The organism is Streptococcus mitis, from assembly GCF_946190325.1.
GTDB classification, from domain to species: Bacteria; Bacillota; Bacilli; order Lactobacillales; family Streptococcaceae; genus Streptococcus; species Streptococcus mitis_CF.
The window spans coordinates 64,507-83,617 of the sequence record NZ_CAMHZR010000006.1; the positions used below are offsets into that span (position 1 = coordinate 64,507).

The window sequence follows — 19,111 nt, forward strand, 5'->3', positions numbered from 1 at the left end:
GTAAACTGGCTTTTAGACTTTAGGAGGTCTTATGAAATTATTAGAAGAGCGCATCCTCAAGGATGGGCATATCTTGGGTGACAACATCCTCAAGGTGGATTCCTTTTTAACCCACCAAGTTGACTTTAGCTTGATGAGAGAGATTGGTAAGGTTTTTGCGGAAAAATTTGCTTCTGCTGGCATTACCAAGGTCGTAACCATTGAAGCGTCAGGTATTGCCCCAGCCATTTTTACAGCGGAATCCTTAAACGTTCCCATGATTTTCGCCAAAAAAGCTAAGAACATCACTATGAACGAAGGAATCTTAACTGCCGAAGTTTACTCCTTTACCAAGCAGGTAACCAGCACCGTTTCTATCGCTGGCAAATTTCTCTCACCAGAGGACAAGGTCTTGATTATTGACGATTTTCTTGCTAATGGCCAAGCTGCCAAAGGCTTGATTCAAATCATCGAACAGGCTGGAGCAACAGTCGAAGCTATCGGTATTGTGATTGAAAAATCTTTCCAAGATGGCCGTGATTTGCTTGAAAAAGCAGGCTATCCTGTCCTATCACTCGCTCGTTTGGATCGTTTTGAAAATGGTCAAGTTATTTTTAAGGAGGCAGATCTCTAATGCAAACTCAAGAAAAACATTCGCAAGCAGCCGTTCTTGGCTTGCAACACTTACTAGCCATGTACTCAGGGTCCATTCTGGTTCCTATCATGATTGCGACAGCCCTTGGCTATTCGACTGAGCAGTTGACCTACCTGATTTCCACAGATATCTTCATGTGTGGTGTGGCAACCTTCCTCCAACTCCAACTCAACAAATACTTTGGGATTGGACTTCCAGTCGTTCTTGGAGTTGCCTTCCAGTCGGTAGCTCCCTTGATTATGATTGGGCAAAGCCATGGTAGTGGTGCTATGTTTGGTGCCCTTATCGCATCAGGGATTTACGTGGTTCTTGTTTCAGGCATCTTCTCAAAAGTGGCCAATCTCTTCCCATCTATCGTAACAGGATCTGTTATTACCACGATTGGTTTAACCTTGATTCCTGTTGCTATTGGAAATATGGGAAATAACGTTCCAGAACCAACTGGTCAAAGTCTCTTGCTTGCAGCTATCACTGTTCTGATTATCCTCTTGATCAACATCTTTACCAAAGGATTTATCAAGTCTATCTCTATTTTGATTGGTTTGGTTGTTGGAACTGCCATTGCTGCCAGCATGGGCTTGGTTGATTTCTCTCCTGTTGCGGCAGCACCACTTGTCCATGTCCCAACTCCACTCTACTTTGGGATGCCAACCTTTGAAATCTCATCTATTATCATGATGTGTATCATCGCAACGGTTTCTATGGTTGAGTCAACTGGTGTTTACCTAGCCTTGTCTGATATCACGAAAGATCCAATCGATAGCACGCGCCTGCGCAACGGTTACCGCGCAGAAGGTTTGGCCGTACTTCTCGGAGGAATCTTTAACACCTTCCCTTACACAGGATTTTCACAAAACGTTGGTTTGGTTAAATTGTCAGGTATCAAGACTCGCCTGCCAATCTACTACGCAGCTGGTTTCCTGGTTCTCCTTGGACTCCTTCCTAAGTTTGGCGCCCTTGCCCAAATCATTCCGAGCCCTGTCCTCGGTGGTGCTATGCTGGTGATGTTTGGTTTTGTATCTATTCAAGGGATGCAAATCCTCGCTCGTGTTGACTTTGCTAACAATGAACATAACTTTCTTATCGCAGCAGTATCCATAGCTGCAGGTGTCGGACTCAACAACAGTAATCTCTTTGTCAGCATGCCGACAGCCTTCCAAATGTTCTTCTCAAACGGAATCGTTGTAGCCAGCCTACTCGCCATTGTCCTCAATGCAGTATTAAACCGGAAAAAGAAATAAGAAAAAGAGGTGTGAGCCTCTTTTTTGTTTCTTTATATCCTTACCTGTCTTTCTTCTGACCTTTGTCCTGTGACAAACATGGTAAAGGTGGCTTTGCAGACATTTCTGCCTTCTTGATTGGTGATATCGACATCCACGACGCAAGTTGTGCGTCCTTGGTGGACACATTCTCCTTTAATGGTCAGCACATCGTCGAGTTTTCCTGCTTTGAGGTAGTTGATAGAAGACTGGAGCGTCACTCCATCAAGCCCCAGAGATATGACCACCAAACCACTGATCTGGTCGCAAAGGGTAAAGAGATAGCCACCATGGGCATTGCCATAGTAGTTGAGAGACGAGTCCACTACTTTGGTCGTCACCACAACGTGACCATCTCTCATTTGTTCAATTTCGTAATTTTCAAAGGCAGATATAGCGTCAAAATGAAAGTCTTTCATCGTTTCCTCCTGATATTTCAAACGACACTATGATACTACTTTTTATAGGACTGTGCAAGGAGAAAGCTCCTAGTCTGGCAAAATTCCGACCTGCTCCACAAAGCGCATAAAGGCTGCCTGTCCTTGTTCTGTCTGCTTGTAGACTCCTGCGTCCTCAAGCACACGCGCAAAGATAGCACCAACAGAGTCCTTGACGATTTCAAGGGCTTTTTCTTTATCTGTTAGGGCTGGATATTGGGCTCTAAGTTGGTCTGCCCATTCCTGATGATAATCGGAAACTGTAACAGCTTCTCCCACGAGATAGCTAGCGACTTGCTCCACTTCTTCTTTCAGACGTGGTGGCAGGATAGCCAAGCCCATGACCTCAATCAAGCCGATATTTTCCTTCTTGATATGTTGGACATCCTTGTGAGGATGATAGATGCCATCAGGATGTTCTGCAGAAATCTGATTGTCCCGCAAGACCAAGTCCAACTCAAACTGTCCATCGCGTTTACGGGCAATCGGTGTGATGGTATGGTGTGGTGTGCCGTCTGTTTCTGACAAGATCTGCACTGCAGAATCTGAATACTGACGCCATTCCAGCAAAATCTTATCAGCCAAGTTGATCAATTCCTCTTTAGAATCCGAGGTCAAACGCAACACTGACATAGGCCACTTGACAATCCCTGCCTTTACCTGCTCAAAACCAGCAAATCGGAAGGTCTTTTGCAAGGGAGCCAATTCCATAGGAAACACGTGACGGCCTCCCTGATAGTGGTCATGGGTGAGAATAGACCCCCCCACAATCGGCAAGTCGGCATTAGAGCCAGCAAAATATCCTGGAAACTGCTCTACGATAGCCAGCAGACGTTCAAAACTCTGACGACTAATGGCCATGGGACGATGCTGGCCATCTAAGAAAATACAATGCTCATTAAAGTAAGCATAGGGCGAATACTGGAAGCCCCACTCCTGACCAGCCATTTCAAAACGGATAATACGGTGGTTGCTACGGGCTGGGTGGTTGACTCGACCATGGTAGCCTTCATTTTCAATACAGAGCTGACACTGAGGATAATTACTAGCTTGCACCAACTTGGCTGCCGCAATCTCTTTGGGATCCTTTTCAGGCTTAGAGAGGTTGATGGTAATTTCAAGTTCACCGTAATCAGACGGAACACGATAAGCGATATTTTTAGCAATGGCCTTGAGTTTGATGTAGTCATTCTTCTGACTGAGTTGGTAGAAATCCGCTATCGCTTGCTCAGGAGACTGGGCGTAGGTTGCCCAAAAGTCACGATTAACCTGACTCGGACAAGGGGTCACCAAGTCCATCAATTCAGCACCAAGGATTTCACGCGCAGTCTGACTATCCTCAATCGTCTCTAGTCGAACGGCTTCCTCAACCAGCTGGTCCTTGAGATCAATCAATTTATCCAGATTGGTCTCAACTTCCAAAACACCATCTCCCACTCGTGCCAAGACACGATTGGTCAGGTAGATTCGATCCATTTCCTGAAATGAACTTTCAGAAATGACATGTGTTACAAATTTATCTACTAAGGTCACCATAAAGCCTCCTTTTGACTAGTCAAGGACGCGAGTGCCACCTGCAACTTCAGCGATATAGAAGCTTGGAGCGTAGCCAACTACTTCCTCGTAGTGTTTGCCAACAGCTTCCTTAAAGGCATCGACAGAATCTTTTTGCACCAAGGCAATGGCACATCCGCCAAAACCTGCCCCTGTCATACGAGCACCGAGAACTCCTTCTTGTGTCCAAGCTGTGTGAACAAGAGTATCCAATTCCAAACCAGTTACTTCATAGTCATGCTCCAGAGAAACGTGTGACGCATTCATCAAACGACCAAATGTTTCCAAATCTCCTGCTTGAAGGGCTACTTGAGCTTTGAGGGTACGTTGGTTTTCAAGCACAGCATGGCGAGCACGTTTCAAACGATTTTCATCTTTAATCAGATAGCTGTATTGGTCAAAGGCCCACTCATCCAATTCACCCAAGGTCTGAATATCTAAAGCAACTTGCAATTCTTCCACTGCTTTTTCACACTCAGCACGACGTTCATTGTATTTAGAATCCGCCAATTCACGGCGTTTGTTAGTGTTCATGATAACAACGACATTGTCCTTCAAATCAAGTGGCACCAAATCATACTCTAAGTTGTTGGTATCAAGGTAAATAGCACGTTGATCAGCCCCCATACCAATAGCAAATTGGTCCATGATACCAGAGTTGACTCCGATAAAGTTATTTTCTGTTTGTTTTCCAATTTTAACCAAATCGAGACGCTCTAATTTTAAATCAAAGAGATGCTCTGCCACGACTCCTGTCAAGAGTTCAAGGGATGCTGAAGAAGACAAGCCAGCACCATTTGGGATATTCCCAAAGACATAGAAATCAAACCCTTTGTCAATGACATGGCCTGCTTCTTGCAAGAAATGAAGGACACCTTTTGGATAATTGGTCCAGTTATGCTCTTTTTCAAACTTGAGGTCAGCGAGAGGCACCTCGATGATGCCCTTGTCCTCAAAGTTAGCTGAGTAGAAACGCAAGACTTGGTCGTCACGCTTGCGAGCCGCCCCATAAGTTCCCAAGGAAATAGCAGCAGGAAAAACGTGCCCACCGTTGTAGTCCGTGTGTTCACCAATTAAATTGATGCGGCCAGGTGAAAAGAAGGTTTGGTCCGCTTCTTGACCAAAAACGGCAATAAAGTCTTTACGAAGGGCTTCAGTAGTAAGATGTTGTGTCATATGATTTCTCCTTTTACTGTCCGTTAAGTCACCTTAACGTGTAATCGTTTTCTTCTATTGTATCCAAGGGATTTCCCAAGGTCAATCCTTTTTACTAAAATTTTACTAAACTATCGGTAAAAGGTAGAAAAATATGATATACTAACTTAAAAGAAGGAGGATTTATGGCTACCTTAAAAGACATTGCACAGCTAGCCTCTGTCTCTATCGCGACCGTATCCCGCGTCCTCAATCGCGACCAGAGCCTATCTGTTACAGAAGAAACCAGACACCGTATTTTAACCGTTGCTGAAGAGCTGGGCTACACCAAGCACCTCAAGACAGGCGAGTCACACAAGCCTAAGCAAAAGATTGCCATTATCCAATGGGTCAGTGAACAAGGGGAGCTGGACGACCTCTACTACTACCAGATTCGCCTAGGCATAGAAAAAAGAGCCCAAGAACTGGACTATGATATCTTGCGCTATTTTAATGACCATCCTTTTACACTAAGCGAGGAGGTGATTGGAATTCTCTGCATCGGAAAATTTAGTCGAGCTCAGATTACCGCCTTCGAAGAATACCAAAAGCCTCTTGTCTTTCTAGACAGCGATACACTTTCACTAGGACATACTTGTATTATCACGGATTTTTACACTGCCATGAAACAAATTGTCGATTATTTCTTCAATCAAGGGATGGACCGTATCGGGATTCTAACAGGTCTTGAGGAGACAACAGACCAAGAAGAAATCATTCAGGATAAACGTCTGGAAAATTTTAAGAACTACAGTCAAACAAAAGGAATCTATCATGATGAACTGGTCTTTCAAGGAAGCTTTACTGCCCAGTCTGGCTATGACTTAATGAAAGAGGCCATTCAGAGCTTAGGAGACCAACTGCCACCAGCATTTTTTGCTGCCAGTGATAGTTTAGCCATCGGTGCCCTCCGTGCCCTCCAAGAAGCTGGAATCAGCCTACCAGACCGAGTCAGCCTTATTTCCTTTAATGACACCAGCCTGACCAAGCAAGTCTATCCTCCCCTCTCCAGCATCACCGTATATACCGAAGAAATGGGCCGAGCAGGGATGGATATTCTTAACAAGGAAGTACTCCACGGTCGCAAAATACCTAGCCTGACTATGCTGGGAACCAGACTGACTTTAAGAGAAAGTACAAGGAATGATTAAGATATTAGAATCTAGGCAAAAACTAAATTTCAAGATAAAATGAAGTAAATGTCCCCACAATAAAACGCATAGTATCAAGTTTTTTTAATGCCTGACACTATGCGCTTTTCACTTTTAAAGACTTTTCCCCAGCCTCTTTTCTAGTGTTGATGCCCATGGGGTTGCTCTAAGGCTGTTACCCTCCGCTTATGTTGCGCATGATTGCTTTGGCTGGTATCCACTTCGATTGTAATATTCTGCACACCTCTTTCTTCTAAGAGCTGACGCACTTGATTCTTTGTTTCCGTCATCTGCTCCCAATCTTCTAAACAGAGATGGATAATGGCATTATTTTCCAGACCATCCATGGACCAAATACTAAGTTGATTGACACTTTTGACATTGGTCAGAGCATCCAAATCCTTCTCCAAATCACCAGTCTCTACTCCTTCCGGCACAGCGTCCAAGAAAATCTTGAGTGTAGACCAAAAACGTGGAATGGCTTTTGTTAGAATGAAGATGGAAATGACAAGAGATAAGAGCGGATCAAGAATATACCAATCTGTAAATCGGAGGATAATCGCCATTAGAATGACAGCCAACCAACCAAGAGTATCTTCAAAAAAGTGCAGGCTGAGAATTGACTCGTTCTTTGTCTTTCCCTTGCGAACTACTAGACTAGCTAGCACATTAATACTGACTGCAATGATCCCTAGCCAGAGGATACCTTCATCATTAACGGGCTGTGGATTAAAAAGTTTAGTTATATTTTCCAAAATCACTAGGATGGATCCTGTGATAAGAATCACAGCAGTCACAAGTGCCCCTAAAAGACTAAATCGCTTGTAACCCAAGGTGTACTGCCTATCTTCTTCTCTATTTGAGATTGTTTCTAAAAAGGCCGATATGCCAATAGCTATAGCATCTCCCAAGTCATGGACAGAATCAGCAAGAACAGCACTCGAACCAAAGATGCCTCCTGCGATAAACTCAACAATAGCATAGCTTAAATTTAAGAAAAAAGCTACCCAAACAGTATATTTTGCCTTCATCTTTCTCATTCCTTTGTTATAATAGATTTATGAACACCTTGTTCATTATTATTATCTACTAAAACTCAAAGAAAGGATAGAAGCAAAATGTCAGCTTTATTCAGTTCTGAACAATTTGCCTCAAATGTCCATATGACTAATATTGACCGCCGTATCAGCAAAACAAAAAAAGCCATCTATCAAGCTTTTCTACAACTTTTGAACGAGAAGGGCTACGAATCCACTACAGTTCAGGATATCATTGATCTCGCAGATGTGGGACGATCCACCTTTTACTGTCACTATGAGAGCAAGGAACTACTTCTGGACGAGCTTTGCCGCTACCTCTTCCATCACCTCTTTGAAAGAGAGGAGTCCATTTCAACCGAGGATTATCTCGCCCACCTCTTTCTGCATTTTCAGAAAAATCAAGACCATATCACCAGTCTGCTATTTTCCAAAAATGACTACTTCCTCCGTCAACTCCATAAAGAGCTAGAACACCATGTCTATTCCCTGATGGCTAATGATTTAAAAGAAGCTCACCCTAATCTACCTACTTCTTACCTCCAACACTTAGTCGTGTCTAACTTTGTCGAGACATTGACCTGGTGGCTCAAAAAAGGACAAGACTTTACAGACCAGGAAGTTGTCCAATTTTATCTAGACCTTCTCATTCCTAAAAATTGAATAGCAAATAGAGCTCAGTTGCCTTATTTCTTGGTTACTGAGTTTTTTATCTTTTCAACAACAAAAGAGGACCCGCCGATCCTCTTTTTCATAATATAAAATCCTTGATTATCAACTCTGTCTGTTTTATCCCAAAACTTAAAACAGTACTTTCAAACATCTATTCTTAGTTAGGTAAATCCGTATTCTGCTTAGCAGCCTTGCTCCATTGATACCAACCAACTATACTGTTAATGAGATAAATCAAGTATTTCCCTTGGATTTGCAGGCTTTCTCCCCACCAGAGATAGATTGAAAAGACATTAGTTGCTGCCCAGAATATCCATTGTTCACGGTAAACAGCTGTCATGAGGATTTGGCCTACACCATTGAATGAGAACAGCGTAAGTTGGGAGACGAAGTTCGAATAGTGATGGGACAGTCTCCTAATTCAGAAAATTATACTGATGATCCTAATGGGCGCTAAAAATGCGAAGACCTATGAAGACCTATTTTGTATTAGTCAAACAAAAAATCCAAAAGAAATGGTATATGATTATGACCATGAAACAAAGTAAAATCAAACCGAGTGATCTGAGGAAGCACCCGATGATCATGAAACGTTATTAAACACAAAAGTCACCCATGTGAGTTCTTGCCAGAAGTTGAAGTTAATCCTTCAACCTGGAAAACCCGCAGAGGTGACTTTTTCTATACATCTCGATTTTTCTGGCAATAATCATTAACCGATAAATATGTCTGTGAATCACCCAGCGACTCCGCTATGTCCATAATCCGTGGTGGTAGTAATCCCACTCGCTGGACAAGTTCGCGATCGCTGAACAATTCCCGTGGACTGCCGGCGAAGCTAAACTTCCCGTGTTCCATAACATATACCGACTCAAACTCGGCGGCGACCCAATCCATGTCATGGGTGATGGTCACAACTTGGTGGCCCGAATCAGCCAACTGATGGAAAATTGCGGTCAACTTGCGCCGGCTTTCCCAATCAAGCGACATCATCGGCTCATCAAATAAATAAATCGCCGGATCCACTGCCAAAACTGTGGCAACGCTCAACAGCTTGCGTTCCGACAATGACAGGTCATATGGACTTTCAGCTGTTTTATCATCCAAGCCAACTCTTTTTAGAGCCTCTAAAGCCCGCCTCGTAATCGTGTCGTGGTCATCCATGACCTGCGCAACACTCCACTCCACCTCTCGTTGAACGTTCGGATTGAAAAGCTGATCGTCAGGATTCTGAAAAGTAATCCCAACCTTCAGTAACTTTTCGACTGGTTTAAGATCATTAAAATTTTCTCCATCGATCTTAATCACACCGGTTTGTGGTGTCAGTAAGCCCGTCAACAATTTGAAGAGCGTTGATTTGCCGGCACCATTTTGGCCGACAATCGCCACCATCGGATCGGCGAAGTGTTTGTCTTCAACATCCAAGCTAAAGGACCGTTCCGGATAAGTGAACGTCAGGTGGCTCAGTTCAATTGTGGACATAACGAACCTCCTTCAGATCAGCGTAATTCACCGGATACCGGCCATCAGCCAAGTGCCAATCCATTTTTTGAGCAAGTTGCTGGATTGTCGGGGCTGGAATCTGCCAGTCAGCTACCAAATGATTAAACACCTCACCCGGCCTGCCCTGGGCTACCATTTGACCCTCGTGCAGCACCCACACAACGTCGGCGACTTCGCACAAATCGTCAATTTCACTGGTGACAATGAAGACAGTCGTCTCTTTGACTTGGGCCAGCCATTGGAAAAATTGCCGGCGGCCAAGGGGATCCATCTCACTGGTCGGATCATCCATAATCAAAACAGCCGGATTAGCCACAATCGCCGTGGCAATTGCCAACCGCTGGATCTGACCACCGGAAAGGCTCTCGGGACGCAAATTCAGCTGTTCAATCAACCCCATTTGCGTGGCAACTTCTTCAACCCGTTTTTGAATCAGTCCTTCAGCCATTCCCTGATTAATCAAGTCAAAGGCGATTTCATCGGCAACCGTGTCTGCCAACCCGCTTAGTTGGCCAGCTGGATTTTGCAGTACAACTCCATTCATGGCATTATAAACGGGCCAATTGTCGGACACTCGCTGGCCAAACATGTGCCAGTCGCCCTCAATCTCAGCAGACACAATTTTGGGAATGACCCCTGCCAGTACACGGCACAAAGTCGATTTGCCGGAGTGGCTATTCCCGATAATCCCAACCACCTGGCCGGTATGAACCTCCGCGTTAATCTGACGCAGTTGTGGTTGCTCAGTACCCGGATAACGGGTGGTCAAATTTTCAATTACAATCCGTTTATCTTCGTCCATATCTTCCACCCAATCAATAAAATTGCCAATCCAGTCAGACCAATGTGCAGCGTCCGCGACAGGCGATACACGCGCTGGGAGGTTCTGACAGTCCGGTTGAGATTATCAAAACCTCTCAGTTGAAGAGAAATCGACCGCGTCATCGATTGATCCAAGGTCTTAATCACCAATGGAATTAGAACCGGCAGGACTGACTTTAATTTCTGAATCAACGTTTTTTGCGGATTGGTTCCGCGAACTTTTTGTGCCTGCTGGATTTTCCGCATATTGCGCATCATTTCCGGCAAAATATAACACACCGACATCAAAACGTAGACGGTTTTATAAGACAATCCGGACAGTTCCAAATAGGCCGCGTTTTCTGAAATACTCGTGGTCACCATAAAAAAGCCACTGGTCAAAATAATCACCAATACTCGACAACCCAGAGTGGTGGCGTAAATCAGGCCTTCTTTGTAGAACGACACCCCAAGCACAGAAAACAGCACAGTTTGATTCCGACTGTAAAATAACCCTTGGATGATCAGCATGGTGCAAATCAGAAACAGGCTGAATCCCAGCGCCTTAAAGGTGGTAGAACTCAATTTGGAAAATAACAATAGCAGTGTTGCGACAAGAATTAATCCGGCCTGAAGCAATAAATTCATACTGGCAAAGCTCAACAACGTCATGTCCAAGATGAACAAGAGCTTAGTAATCGGATCGATCACCTGGTACCACTTGAGCTTGTCCCGTGGCGCTCCAGAAATCAATGTTTTATCAGTCATCATTTATCATCTCTAAAGAAGTGCTCCATCCGCTTCGGCAGCTGACGATAGATGAAGAATGCCAGGTAGGCCACGCAGACTTTATCCAAAATATCCAAGACAAACTCATCGGTAAATGAGGCCAGCCACACTGGTACATGATTGGCGACCATTACCGCAAACAATGAGTCACCCCAAGCGATACCGGTCTGACCACCCCAAAAGATGACATTGAGAGGCGTTGAAATGACAGCTGAAACGATGGCAATAATAATAGCAGAAACAAATACTCGTCGCGCTGACGAGAACCACCCATTGGCGTGCAAAACTCCGACAGCAATCCCAATTCCGATACTGGTAATCGCATACACGGTTGAAATTGGCGATAAGGTCAGCCCATAGATCACGTTGTTGATGAAACCACTAATGGCACCGGCAACCGGCCCAGCCAACATGCTGGTAAGAAAGGTTCCCAAAGACCCCAGCCAAACGGGCAACTTTAACCCCTCCGCCAAGGCTTTGGCAACATAGTTAATCCCCACGGCAGCGGGAATCAAAGTCATGGTGGCAGCACTTAACTTAAATTTCCACATACTGGTACGATGAATCGGTTCTGTTTTCATAATCTTCTCCTTTTGTTTTTAAAGAGCCGTGTCTGGATAGACTTTCGGACGCAACGCTCTATTATATATTTACTGAACTGTCTATACACAAGATTTCCATCCTTAGTCGACATAAGCTGGAAATCTTTATTTGTTAAGTAGTTCACAACACATTATACACTTATTTTGTGAATAGTCAAGTGTATTTACAGTGAAATTTTAGAAAATCCTGAAAATTTTCTCTTTCTTTCCATTTTAGAGGACATTTAATAACTCTAACATAAAAATGCTCAGACGAAATTGTCTGAGCATTCTTCTATTTAGTCGTTTAAGGAAGTTGAGTTCAGCATTTTTAAGTTATTTCTTCAACAAACCTTGTTCTTGTAGAAACTCCTTGGCTACTTGTTCTGCTGACTTGCCTTCAACACCGACTTGGTAGTTGAGCTGACTCATCTGGCTTTCAGTAATTTTACCAGCCAATTTATTGAGAACTTTCTCCAACTCAGGATGCTTCTTAAGCAAAGCTTCTTTCATGAGTGGCGCTCCTTGATAAGGTGGGAAGAGTTGCTTGTCATCTTCCAAGACCTGCAAATCATAACGCGCCAATTCCGCATCAGTCGAATAGGCGTCCGTGATTTGAATATCACCTGACTGAATAGCCTGATAGCGAAGGGCTGGTTCCATCGTAGCTACATTGAGATTGAGACCATACATTGATTGTAAGCCCTTATTGCCATCTTCACGGTCATTAAACTCAAGTGTAAAACCTGCCTTCAACTGCCCTTCTACTTTTTTCAAATCCGAAATGGTCTTCAAACCATATTCTTGAGCAATCTTTTTCGGAACAGCTACAGCATAGGTATTTTGATAAGACATAGGTTTGAGATAGGCTAGATGATCCTGCTTGGCAATGCCATCACGCGCCACCTGATAAACCTGCTCTGGCTCATGACTAACCTTGGGTGATGGTTGAAGCAAACTTTCAGTCACCGTACCAGTAAATTCAGGATAGATGTCAATATCACCTTTTTTCAAAGCTTCATAAAGGAAACTTGTTTTCCCAAAATTCGGTTTAACAGTCGCAGTCATACTGGTATTTTCTTCAATCAGTAACTTATACATGTTGGCCAAAATTTCTGGTTCTGGACCTATTTTCCCAGCAATAACCAGGTTCTCTTTCTCTTTTTGAGCCAAAAGAGCTGGACTATAAGACAGACCAAGCAATAGCGTCACCAAGGCAAAACCAGAGAAAATCGTCCGTAATTTTGCCTTTTCCATCACTTTTAGTAGGAAGTTAAAGGCAATGGCCAACACTGCAGAAGAAAGGGCCCCAATCAAAATCAGACTGGCATTATTACGATCAATTCCCAAAAGGATAAAGGAACCTAGTCCCCCTGCACCAATCAAGGCCGCCAAGGTTGCCGTACCAATAATCAAGACCGCTGCCGTCCGAATCCCAGACATGATAACAGGCATGGCAAGTGGAATTTCAAACTTCTTGAGTCTCTCCCATCTGGTCATCCCAAAGGCAATCCCAGCCTCTTGCAGGCTCGGATCAATTCCCTTCAGCCCAGTGATGGTATTTTGCAAAATCGGAAAAATCGCATAAATCACTAGAGCTGTCAAAGCTGGTAAAGTCCCAATCCCCATCAAGGGGATAAAGAGTCCCAACAAGGCCAATGACGGGATGGTCTGGAAAATCCCTGCAATCTGTAAGACCCAATCCGCCAACTTCTCATGATAGCGAAGATAAACAGCCAAGGGAATAGCAAGCAAAATAGCTAGTAACAAGGTCAAAAGTGACAACTGCAAATGTTGAGATAGGGCTGTCACCCAATCACCAAAACGATCCTGAAAAGTTGCAATTAAATTAGTCATGAATGCTACCTCCAAACAAGTCTGCAACAAAGTCTGTGGCAGGCGCTTTTAAAATTGTCTCGGGATTCGCCACCTGACGAATCTCTCCATCCTGCAAAACGGCAATACGGTCCGCCAACTTCAAGGCTTCATCCGTATCATGGGTTACAAAAATCGTTGTCATCCCAAACTCTTTATGCAATTCTTTAGTCAGAACCTGCAACTGTTTTCTCGAAATAGCATCCAAGGCTGAAAAAGGTTCATCCATAAGCAAAATCTTAGGCTGACCAATCATAGCTCGAACAATACCAACTCGCTGCTGTTCTCCACCAGATAATTCACTCGGAAGTCGATGCCCATACTCAGCTACTGGTAAACCAACCTTAGCCAAAAGCTCTTCTGTTTTCTGAGCAATTTCTTCCTTGCTCCAGCCCTTCATCTCAGGAATGAGGGCAATATTTTCCGCAACCGTTAGATTGGGAAACAGAGCAATGGCCTGTAAAACATAACCAGTAGAAAGACGAAGCTCACGCTCATCATAGTCTTTGATGCGCTTGCCATCCATGTATATATTTCCATCAGTTGGTTCCAAAAGACGGTTAATCATCTTGATCATGGTCGTCTTACCAGACCCAGAAGGCCCAACTAAAACCATGAACTCCCCATTCTCAATCTGTAAATTGACATCACTCAAAACATCTTTTTCTGTATAGCGTAGCGCTACATTTTTGTATTCAATCATGTTCTTCCTCTTTTAAAACTTATCTCTATTGGTCAAGGCTTCTATCCTAGGCAAAACTTCCTTATTATTCCAATACTACAAAATTTTCCCGTTTTCTAGACGGAAAATATCGTACTGGGCACAGGCATCACCATCAATCTGAGTCTGATCAGAGCTAACCACGTAGTTTCCTTGTCCTAAGAGTTGGAAAACAAAGTCAAAAGTGACCTTTGCTTATAAACAGCTAATTTGATCTATCTTAAACCTCATTTTCCTGCTCTTTCAGATTAGCCAAAATTCTTTCTTGAAAACCTTCAAACTGACGAATTTCCTCTTCTGAAAATCCTTTGTAACAGATAGTATCCAATCTCTGACTGACACGTTGCCCAACTTCTTTCTGAGACTTGCCCAACTCTGTTAAAACTAAATACTTCTTACGCTTATCTTCTCCACACGGACTGACAGTTACAAGATTTTGTTCCTCTAGATTTTTTATCATAGTCGTCAGCGTATTATTAGCAAGCCCAGTCGCAAGCGCAATGTCTGTCGCTGTAGCACAGCCTGTCTCACTATTCCATAAAACCGCTAAAATCTTTCCCTGCTCACTCCGATAAAGAGAGTCAGGGTCTTGTCTTAGTAACTTTTGAAAAATCCGCCCATTCAACAAACGAATATGATGGGCTACCAAATGACAATATTTCATGAAATCTCCAATTTATTTCCATATCGATACGAATAAAAAATATTATAGTACTTATTATTCTAATTGTCAATTATTTCGATTTAGAACTAATTTTTCTCAGTAAAAAATCTCCTACTCAAGGTAGAAGATTTCAATCTTATAAACTTAATCCGTCATGTCCGATACCAAAGTTCGATGCTCCAATGGAATGCTGCACATAACTAGCAAGAAAATGAAACCTGACTGAATCCAGAAAAGGGCCAAGTCAAAGATTCCATGCACAGCAACCACTGTAAGGAAAGATAGATAAAGACCGATAATCGGACGTTTCCCCGACTCCTGACTCATATCCATCATCAAGCGAACAGGAGCAACAGAAGACAAAACTAATAAAATGGTCCCCACAATTCCGTAACTCAGAATCGTATCAATATAAAGGCTGTGAGCATGTTCATGATAAGGAGCATTTATCCGAGGATACGAATGCATATAGGTCAATGGCCCCTCACCCCAAAAAGGATTTTGCTTAAACAAGGCCATCCCAGCATCCCAGATAGAAATGCGTTCTTCCATAGAAGAGTCTAAAGTCCCCATCCGAACTCCTAAATCACTAGAAAAGAGGAAACTCAATCCGATTGCGAAGACCCCAATACTAAGCCAAAAGGCCTTCCAGTTTTTAATGGTCGTAAAGAGATAAATAATGGCTCCAGCGATAATAGCAGGAAAGGCAGTTCGATTTTGCGTAAAGTTCAAACCAAAGAGATTCACAAAGCCTGCAAACACACAGAATACTTTCAACCAATTCAATTTGGTCGTTGTAAACAGATAGAAAGCAATCATTATACAGAAACAACAAATAATTCCATAATAATTAGGATTAAAGAAGGTCACTTCTGCACGATTCTGATGCCACACCTGCATATTGGGTGAAAGAAAAGCATAGTTGAATTTCTTCACAATTTGGAAATGTTCTAAACTCGCAAAAGCAGCTGACAAGACGCTACCAAACAAGACGAGCTGCAAAATCAATCGAAAGAATTTATGTGATAAAATCGACTGATAATGCAAAAAGAAAACAGTAAATAGAAAAATTCCTACTGAAGCCACAACTCCCATCCAATTTTGTGCAAAAACGGATATAACAGTACTATAGCCAAGAAAAAGAAGCAGCATCGGATGCTCCCCCATTTTCTGAAGAATACTTTTCATGTCTCCTGTGAAAATTAAACTGATAATATATAAACAGAATACAACTACAAAAAGATAAAAGGGTAAAAAGATACTCAGGATAATTCCCAATAAAATCAGCTCTTTACTAGACAACCCTTTCAGCTTTTCAATAAAGCCTATTGATTTCAAAATGAATCCTTTCTCTCCAAATCAGTTGATTCAGATAATAGTAAGCTATCCTATATTGTACCACTTTTTTAGCAATTTGAAAACAAAGGAAACGCTTCCTAGTTAAAAAAGGAGCAAAAATACTGAGATTTCACACCTCAAGCTTAATGACTACATTTACTCTAAGAAAATCATACCGTAAATACTAGGCATATGTTAAAATAGTAGTAATTAAGCAACTAGCCAAACTAGATTCAAATCAGATACTATTCCTAAAGAAAGGAAACACTATGAAATCTTACCAAGCTGTCTACCAAATTCTAGCTAAAGATGCCAACTATATCAGCGGAGAAAAAATCGCAGAAGAACTATCCCTCAGCCGAACATCAATTTGGAAAGCCATCAGGCGGCTAGAACAAGAAGGCATTGAAATTGATAGTATCAAAAACAAAGGCTATAAACTGGTGAGTGGAGACCTTATTCTTCCAGAGATTCTAGAAGAAAACCTTCCAATTAAAGTCAGTTTTAAACCCGAAACAAGATCAACACAACTCGATGCAAAAGAAGCAATTGATTTAGGAAATGAAGCAAACACCCTCTATCTAGCTTCCTATCAAACAGCAGGACGAGGCCGTTTTCAACGCTCCTTCTACTCCCCACAAGGTGGCATTTATATGACCCTCCATCTTAAACCCAATCTCCCCTATGACCAATTACCATCCTACACACTACTTGTAGCAGGAGCTATCTACAAAGCCATTAAGAACCTAACATTAATAGATGTCGACATAAAATGGGTCAATGATATCTACCTAAACAATCATAAAATTGGAGGAATCCTTACTGAGGCAATGACGTCTGTAGAAACTGGCTTAGTCACAGATATCATTATTGGAGTAGGAATCAACTTTGCTATTAAAAACTTCCCTCAAGAATTAAAAGAAAAAGCTGCTAGTTTATTTAAAACACCAGCACCTATTACCAGAAATGAATTAATCATAGAAATCTTGCGCACTTTCTTCGAAACACCAGCAGAAGAACTATTATACCTATACAAAAAACAGTCATTCGTTCTAGGAAAAGAAGTTACTTTTACACTAGATCAAAAAGACCACAAGGGACTGGCTAAAGATATCTCAGAAAATGGCAAACTTTTAGTTCAATGTGATAACGGAAAAGAAATCTGGCTCAATAGCGGAGAAATTTCACTCAAGAGTTGGAAGTAATAATAAACTAGCACAACCATAAAATCGACAATATATAAAGATTTTAGCTTTTCTGCAGCCCACTACAGTTGACAAAGAGCCCAAAAAAACTTCAGATAAGTAATCCAATTAAGTTTTACAAATCTGAAGTTTTTATTCTACTATTCTTAAAAATATAAAAAAAGAGGGTTATAAACCCTCATACAAACGGAGAATAAGGGATTCGAACCCTTGCGCCAGTTACCCGACCTAACGATTTAGCAAACCGTCCTCTTCAGCCTCTTGAGTAATTCTCCTATTAATGGGCACGAGTGGACTCGAACCACCGACCTCACGCTTATCAGGCGTGCGCTCTAACCACCTGAGCTACGCGCCCAAGTTAAAAAACTTGGTAATTGAACAAAGTTCAAAGCGGGTGACGAGAATCGAACTCGCGACAACAGCTTGGAAGGCTGTAGTTTTACCACTAAACTACACCCGCATACATACTATTAATAAAAATGGCGCGAGACGGAATCGAACCGCCGACACATGGAGCTTCAATCCATTGCTCTACCAACTGAGCTACCGAGCCTTATTGCGGGAGCAGGATTTGAACCTACGACCTTCGGGTTATGAGCCCGACGAGCTACCGAGCTGCTCCATCCCGCGTTAATAGAAAAGGAGGATGTGGGATTCGAACCCACGCACGCTTTTACACGCCTGACGGTTTTCAAGACCGTTCCCTTCAGCCGGACTTGGGTAATCCTCCATATTATTTAAATGGACCTTGTAGGACTTGAACCTACGACCACTCGGTTATGAGCCGAGAGCTCTAACCAGCTGAGCTAAAGGTCCAACAAGATCAATATAGCGGCGAAGGGGATCGAACCCCCGACCTCCCGGGTATGAACCGGACGCTCTAGCCAGCTGAGCTACACCGCCATGTATCGGGAAGACAGGATTCGAACCTGCGACACCTTGGTCCCAAACCAAGTACTCTACCAAGCTGAGCTACTTCCCGAGTTAAATAGAAAAATGCACCCTAGAGGAGTCGAACCTCTAACCGCCTGATTCGTAGTCAGGTACTCTATCCAGTTGAGCTAAGGGTGCTCATTAGTTTATGCCGAGGACCGGAATCGAACCGGTACGATCGTTACCAATCGCAGGATTTTAAGTCCTGTGCGTCTGCCAGTTCCGCCACCCCGGCCTCTCTAAGCGAACGACGGGATTCGAACCCGCGACCCCCACCTTGGCAAGGTGGTGTTCTACCACTGAACTACGTTCGCACTGTTTTCTTCTATCTAAAAATGCCGGCTACATGACTTGAACACGCGACCCTCTGATTACAAATCAGATGCTCTACCAACTGAGCTAAGCCGGCTCATTTATTATATCTTAATGCGGGTTAAGGGACTTGAACCCCCACGCCGTTAAGCGCCAGATCCTAAATCTGGTGCGTCTGCCAATTCCGCCAAACCCGCATATATGACCCGTACTGGGCTCGAACCAGTGACCCATTGATTAAAAGTCAATTGCTCTACCAACTGAGCTAACGAGTCTAAAATAACTTACGTTATCTTAAACGGTCCCGACGGGAATCGAACCCGCGATCTTCGCCGTGACAGGGCGACGTGATAACCGCTACACTACGGGACCTTTGGGAGTTAACGGGATCGAACCGCTGACCCTCTGCTTGTAAGGCAGATGCTCTCCCAGCTGAGCTAAACTCCCTAGA

At 43.1% G+C, this 19,111-nt stretch carries 17 protein-coding genes, 17 tRNA genes and 2 pseudogenes; 5 read left to right on the forward strand and 31 right to left on the reverse strand.

Annotation, left to right across the window (positions count from 1 at the left end):
* Positions 1 to 31 precede the first annotated feature (31 nt).
* Together N8M95_RS07675 and N8M95_RS07680 are read left to right on the forward strand one after the other, a co-directional pair.
* Positions 32 to 613, forward strand: coding sequence for a xanthine phosphoribosyltransferase (locus tag N8M95_RS07675; protein WP_000770412.1), 582 nt, complete (start codon positions 32 to 34; stop codon positions 611 to 613).
* Entirely contained in the window at positions 613 to 1,875 is a 1,263-nt protein-coding gene (locus N8M95_RS07680; RefSeq protein ID WP_261116947.1) for a nucleobase:cation symporter-2 family protein, read from the forward strand. Before N8M95_RS07675 ends, N8M95_RS07680 begins: the two co-directional genes overlap by 1 nt.
* Before the next feature lie 32 nt (positions 1,876 to 1,907).
* On the opposite strand, the gene N8M95_RS07685 is transcribed toward N8M95_RS07680, so the two are convergent.
* The 3 genes from N8M95_RS07685 to N8M95_RS07695 all read right to left on the reverse strand — a co-directional run bounded on the left by N8M95_RS07685 (position 1,908) and on the right by N8M95_RS07695 (position 5,060).
* Positions 1,908 to 2,312 carry a PaaI family thioesterase gene (locus N8M95_RS07685; protein WP_000651224.1) on the reverse strand — a complete coding sequence of 135 codons (405 nt, stop codon included), beginning with the start codon at positions 2,310 to 2,312 and terminating at the stop codon, positions 1,908 to 1,910.
* A 69-nt stretch (positions 2,313 to 2,381) separates the two neighbouring features.
* Positions 2,382 to 3,863, reverse strand: coding sequence for a UDP-glucose--hexose-1-phosphate uridylyltransferase (locus N8M95_RS07690; RefSeq protein WP_261116956.1), 1,482 nt, complete (start codon positions 3,861 to 3,863; stop codon positions 2,382 to 2,384).
* An 18-nt stretch (positions 3,864 to 3,881) separates the two neighbouring features.
* Entirely contained in the window at positions 3,882 to 5,060 is a 1,179-nt protein-coding gene (locus N8M95_RS07695) for a galactokinase (RefSeq protein ID WP_261116948.1), read from the reverse strand.
* A gap of 164 nt (positions 5,061 to 5,224) precedes the next feature.
* Here N8M95_RS07695 and galR point away from each other — a divergent pair, with 164 nt between their 5' ends.
* Positions 5,225 to 6,229: a DNA-binding transcriptional regulator GalR gene (gene galR / locus N8M95_RS07700; RefSeq protein ID WP_020901630.1), complete on the forward strand. Its 1,005-nt coding sequence runs from the start codon at positions 5,225 to 5,227 to the stop codon at positions 6,227 to 6,229.
* Positions 6,230 to 6,369: 140 nt separating this feature from the next.
* On the opposite strand, the gene N8M95_RS07705 is transcribed toward galR, so the two are convergent.
* The gene (locus N8M95_RS07705; RefSeq protein WP_020901629.1) at positions 6,370 to 7,260 is read right to left on the reverse strand and encodes a cation diffusion facilitator family transporter; all 891 of its coding nucleotides are present in this window, start codon (positions 7,258 to 7,260) and stop codon (positions 6,370 to 6,372) included.
* A 132-nt stretch (positions 7,261 to 7,392) separates the two neighbouring features.
* Between N8M95_RS07705 and N8M95_RS07710 the strand changes: the two genes are divergently transcribed.
* Entirely contained in the window at positions 7,393 to 7,929 is a 537-nt protein-coding gene (locus tag N8M95_RS07710; RefSeq protein ID WP_031237576.1) for a TetR/AcrR family transcriptional regulator, read from the forward strand.
* 166 nt (positions 7,930 to 8,095) lie between these two features.
* Here the strand turns inward: N8M95_RS07710 and pnuC are convergent.
* From pnuC to N8M95_RS07760, 10 genes and pseudogenes are all read right to left on the reverse strand, one after another.
* Positions 8,096 to 8,299: pseudogene (gene pnuC / locus N8M95_RS07715) on the reverse strand (nicotinamide riboside transporter PnuC); the annotation flags it as partial.
* A 320-nt stretch (positions 8,300 to 8,619) separates the two neighbouring features.
* The gene (locus tag N8M95_RS07720) at positions 8,620 to 9,420 is read right to left on the reverse strand and encodes an energy-coupling factor ABC transporter ATP-binding protein (protein ID WP_020901626.1); all 801 of its coding nucleotides are present in this window, start codon (positions 9,418 to 9,420) and stop codon (positions 8,620 to 8,622) included.
* Entirely contained in the window at positions 9,407 to 10,243 is an 837-nt protein-coding gene (locus N8M95_RS07725) for an ABC transporter ATP-binding protein (protein ID WP_020901625.1), read from the reverse strand. Before N8M95_RS07725 ends, N8M95_RS07720 begins: the two co-directional genes overlap by 14 nt.
* Positions 10,219 to 11,010: an energy-coupling factor transporter transmembrane component T gene (locus N8M95_RS07730; protein ID WP_261116957.1), complete on the reverse strand. Its 792-nt coding sequence runs from the start codon at positions 11,008 to 11,010 to the stop codon at positions 10,219 to 10,221. Before N8M95_RS07730 ends, N8M95_RS07725 begins: the two co-directional genes overlap by 25 nt.
* Positions 11,010 to 11,612 (reverse strand): ECF transporter S component, encoded by a 603-nt coding sequence (locus tag N8M95_RS07735; protein WP_120718557.1) that lies wholly within the window; start codon positions 11,610 to 11,612, stop codon positions 11,010 to 11,012. The genes N8M95_RS07730 and N8M95_RS07735 overlap by 1 nt, the downstream gene beginning before the upstream one ends.
* A gap of 336 nt (positions 11,613 to 11,948) precedes the next feature.
* Complete coding sequence (locus N8M95_RS07740; RefSeq protein WP_261116949.1) at positions 11,949 to 13,469, reverse strand: ABC transporter permease/substrate-binding protein; 1,521 nt, start codon at positions 13,467 to 13,469, stop codon at positions 11,949 to 11,951.
* Positions 13,462 to 14,190: an ATP-binding cassette domain-containing protein gene (locus N8M95_RS07745; RefSeq protein ID WP_261116950.1), complete on the reverse strand. Its 729-nt coding sequence runs from the start codon at positions 14,188 to 14,190 to the stop codon at positions 13,462 to 13,464. Before N8M95_RS07745 ends, N8M95_RS07740 begins: the two co-directional genes overlap by 8 nt.
* 12 nt (positions 14,191 to 14,202) lie before the next feature.
* Positions 14,203 to 14,397: pseudogene (locus N8M95_RS07750) on the reverse strand (nuclear transport factor 2 family protein); the annotation flags it as partial.
* Positions 14,398 to 14,428: 31 nt separating this feature from the next.
* Positions 14,429 to 14,872: a MarR family winged helix-turn-helix transcriptional regulator gene (locus tag N8M95_RS07755; protein WP_261116951.1), complete on the reverse strand. Its 444-nt coding sequence runs from the start codon at positions 14,870 to 14,872 to the stop codon at positions 14,429 to 14,431.
* A gap of 144 nt (positions 14,873 to 15,016) precedes the next feature.
* Entirely contained in the window at positions 15,017 to 16,210 is a 1,194-nt protein-coding gene (locus tag N8M95_RS07760) for an O-antigen ligase family protein (protein WP_084950229.1), read from the reverse strand.
* Between the two features lie 269 nt (positions 16,211 to 16,479).
* On the opposite strand from N8M95_RS07760, the gene birA reads away from it, so the two are divergent.
* Positions 16,480 to 17,415, forward strand: a complete 936-nt coding sequence (gene birA, locus N8M95_RS07765) for a bifunctional biotin--[acetyl-CoA-carboxylase] ligase/biotin operon repressor BirA (protein ID WP_261116952.1) — start codon at positions 16,480 to 16,482, stop codon at positions 17,413 to 17,415.
* A gap of 187 nt (positions 17,416 to 17,602) precedes the next feature.
* On the opposite strand, the gene N8M95_RS07770 is transcribed toward birA, so the two are convergent.
* From N8M95_RS07770 to N8M95_RS07850, 17 genes are all read right to left on the reverse strand, one after another.
* Positions 17,603 to 17,690: transfer RNA gene (locus N8M95_RS07770), tRNA-Ser, on the reverse strand.
* A 6-nt stretch (positions 17,691 to 17,696) separates the two neighbouring features.
* A tRNA-Ile gene (locus tag N8M95_RS07775) sits at positions 17,697 to 17,770 on the reverse strand.
* Between the two features lie 34 nt (positions 17,771 to 17,804).
* A tRNA-Gly gene (locus N8M95_RS07780) sits at positions 17,805 to 17,875 on the reverse strand.
* Between the two features lie 20 nt (positions 17,876 to 17,895).
* Positions 17,896 to 17,968: transfer RNA gene (locus N8M95_RS07785), tRNA-Phe, on the reverse strand.
* 3 nt (positions 17,969 to 17,971) lie between these two features.
* A tRNA-Met gene (locus N8M95_RS07790) sits at positions 17,972 to 18,045 on the reverse strand.
* A gap of 10 nt (positions 18,046 to 18,055) precedes the next feature.
* Positions 18,056 to 18,145 (reverse strand) — tRNA-Ser (locus tag N8M95_RS07795).
* 12 nt (positions 18,146 to 18,157) lie between these two features.
* A tRNA-Ile gene (locus tag N8M95_RS07800) sits at positions 18,158 to 18,231 on the reverse strand.
* A gap of 13 nt (positions 18,232 to 18,244) precedes the next feature.
* Positions 18,245 to 18,318: transfer RNA gene (locus N8M95_RS07805), tRNA-Met, on the reverse strand.
* Between the two features lie 5 nt (positions 18,319 to 18,323).
* A tRNA-Pro gene (locus tag N8M95_RS07810) sits at positions 18,324 to 18,397 on the reverse strand.
* A gap of 15 nt (positions 18,398 to 18,412) precedes the next feature.
* Positions 18,413 to 18,486: transfer RNA gene (locus N8M95_RS07815), tRNA-Arg, on the reverse strand.
* A gap of 11 nt (positions 18,487 to 18,497) precedes the next feature.
* Positions 18,498 to 18,583, reverse strand: a tRNA-Leu gene (locus tag N8M95_RS07820).
* Between the two features lie 7 nt (positions 18,584 to 18,590).
* A tRNA-Gly gene (locus N8M95_RS07825) sits at positions 18,591 to 18,662 on the reverse strand.
* A gap of 22 nt (positions 18,663 to 18,684) precedes the next feature.
* A tRNA-Thr gene (locus N8M95_RS07830) sits at positions 18,685 to 18,757 on the reverse strand.
* 18 nt (positions 18,758 to 18,775) lie between these two features.
* A tRNA-Leu gene (locus tag N8M95_RS07835) sits at positions 18,776 to 18,857 on the reverse strand.
* Between the two features lie 5 nt (positions 18,858 to 18,862).
* A tRNA-Lys gene (locus tag N8M95_RS07840) sits at positions 18,863 to 18,935 on the reverse strand.
* Between the two features lie 24 nt (positions 18,936 to 18,959).
* A tRNA-Asp gene (locus N8M95_RS07845) sits at positions 18,960 to 19,032 on the reverse strand.
* 2 nt (positions 19,033 to 19,034) lie between these two features.
* A tRNA-Val gene (locus N8M95_RS07850) sits at positions 19,035 to 19,107 on the reverse strand.
* Positions 19,108 to 19,111 lie beyond the last annotated feature (4 nt).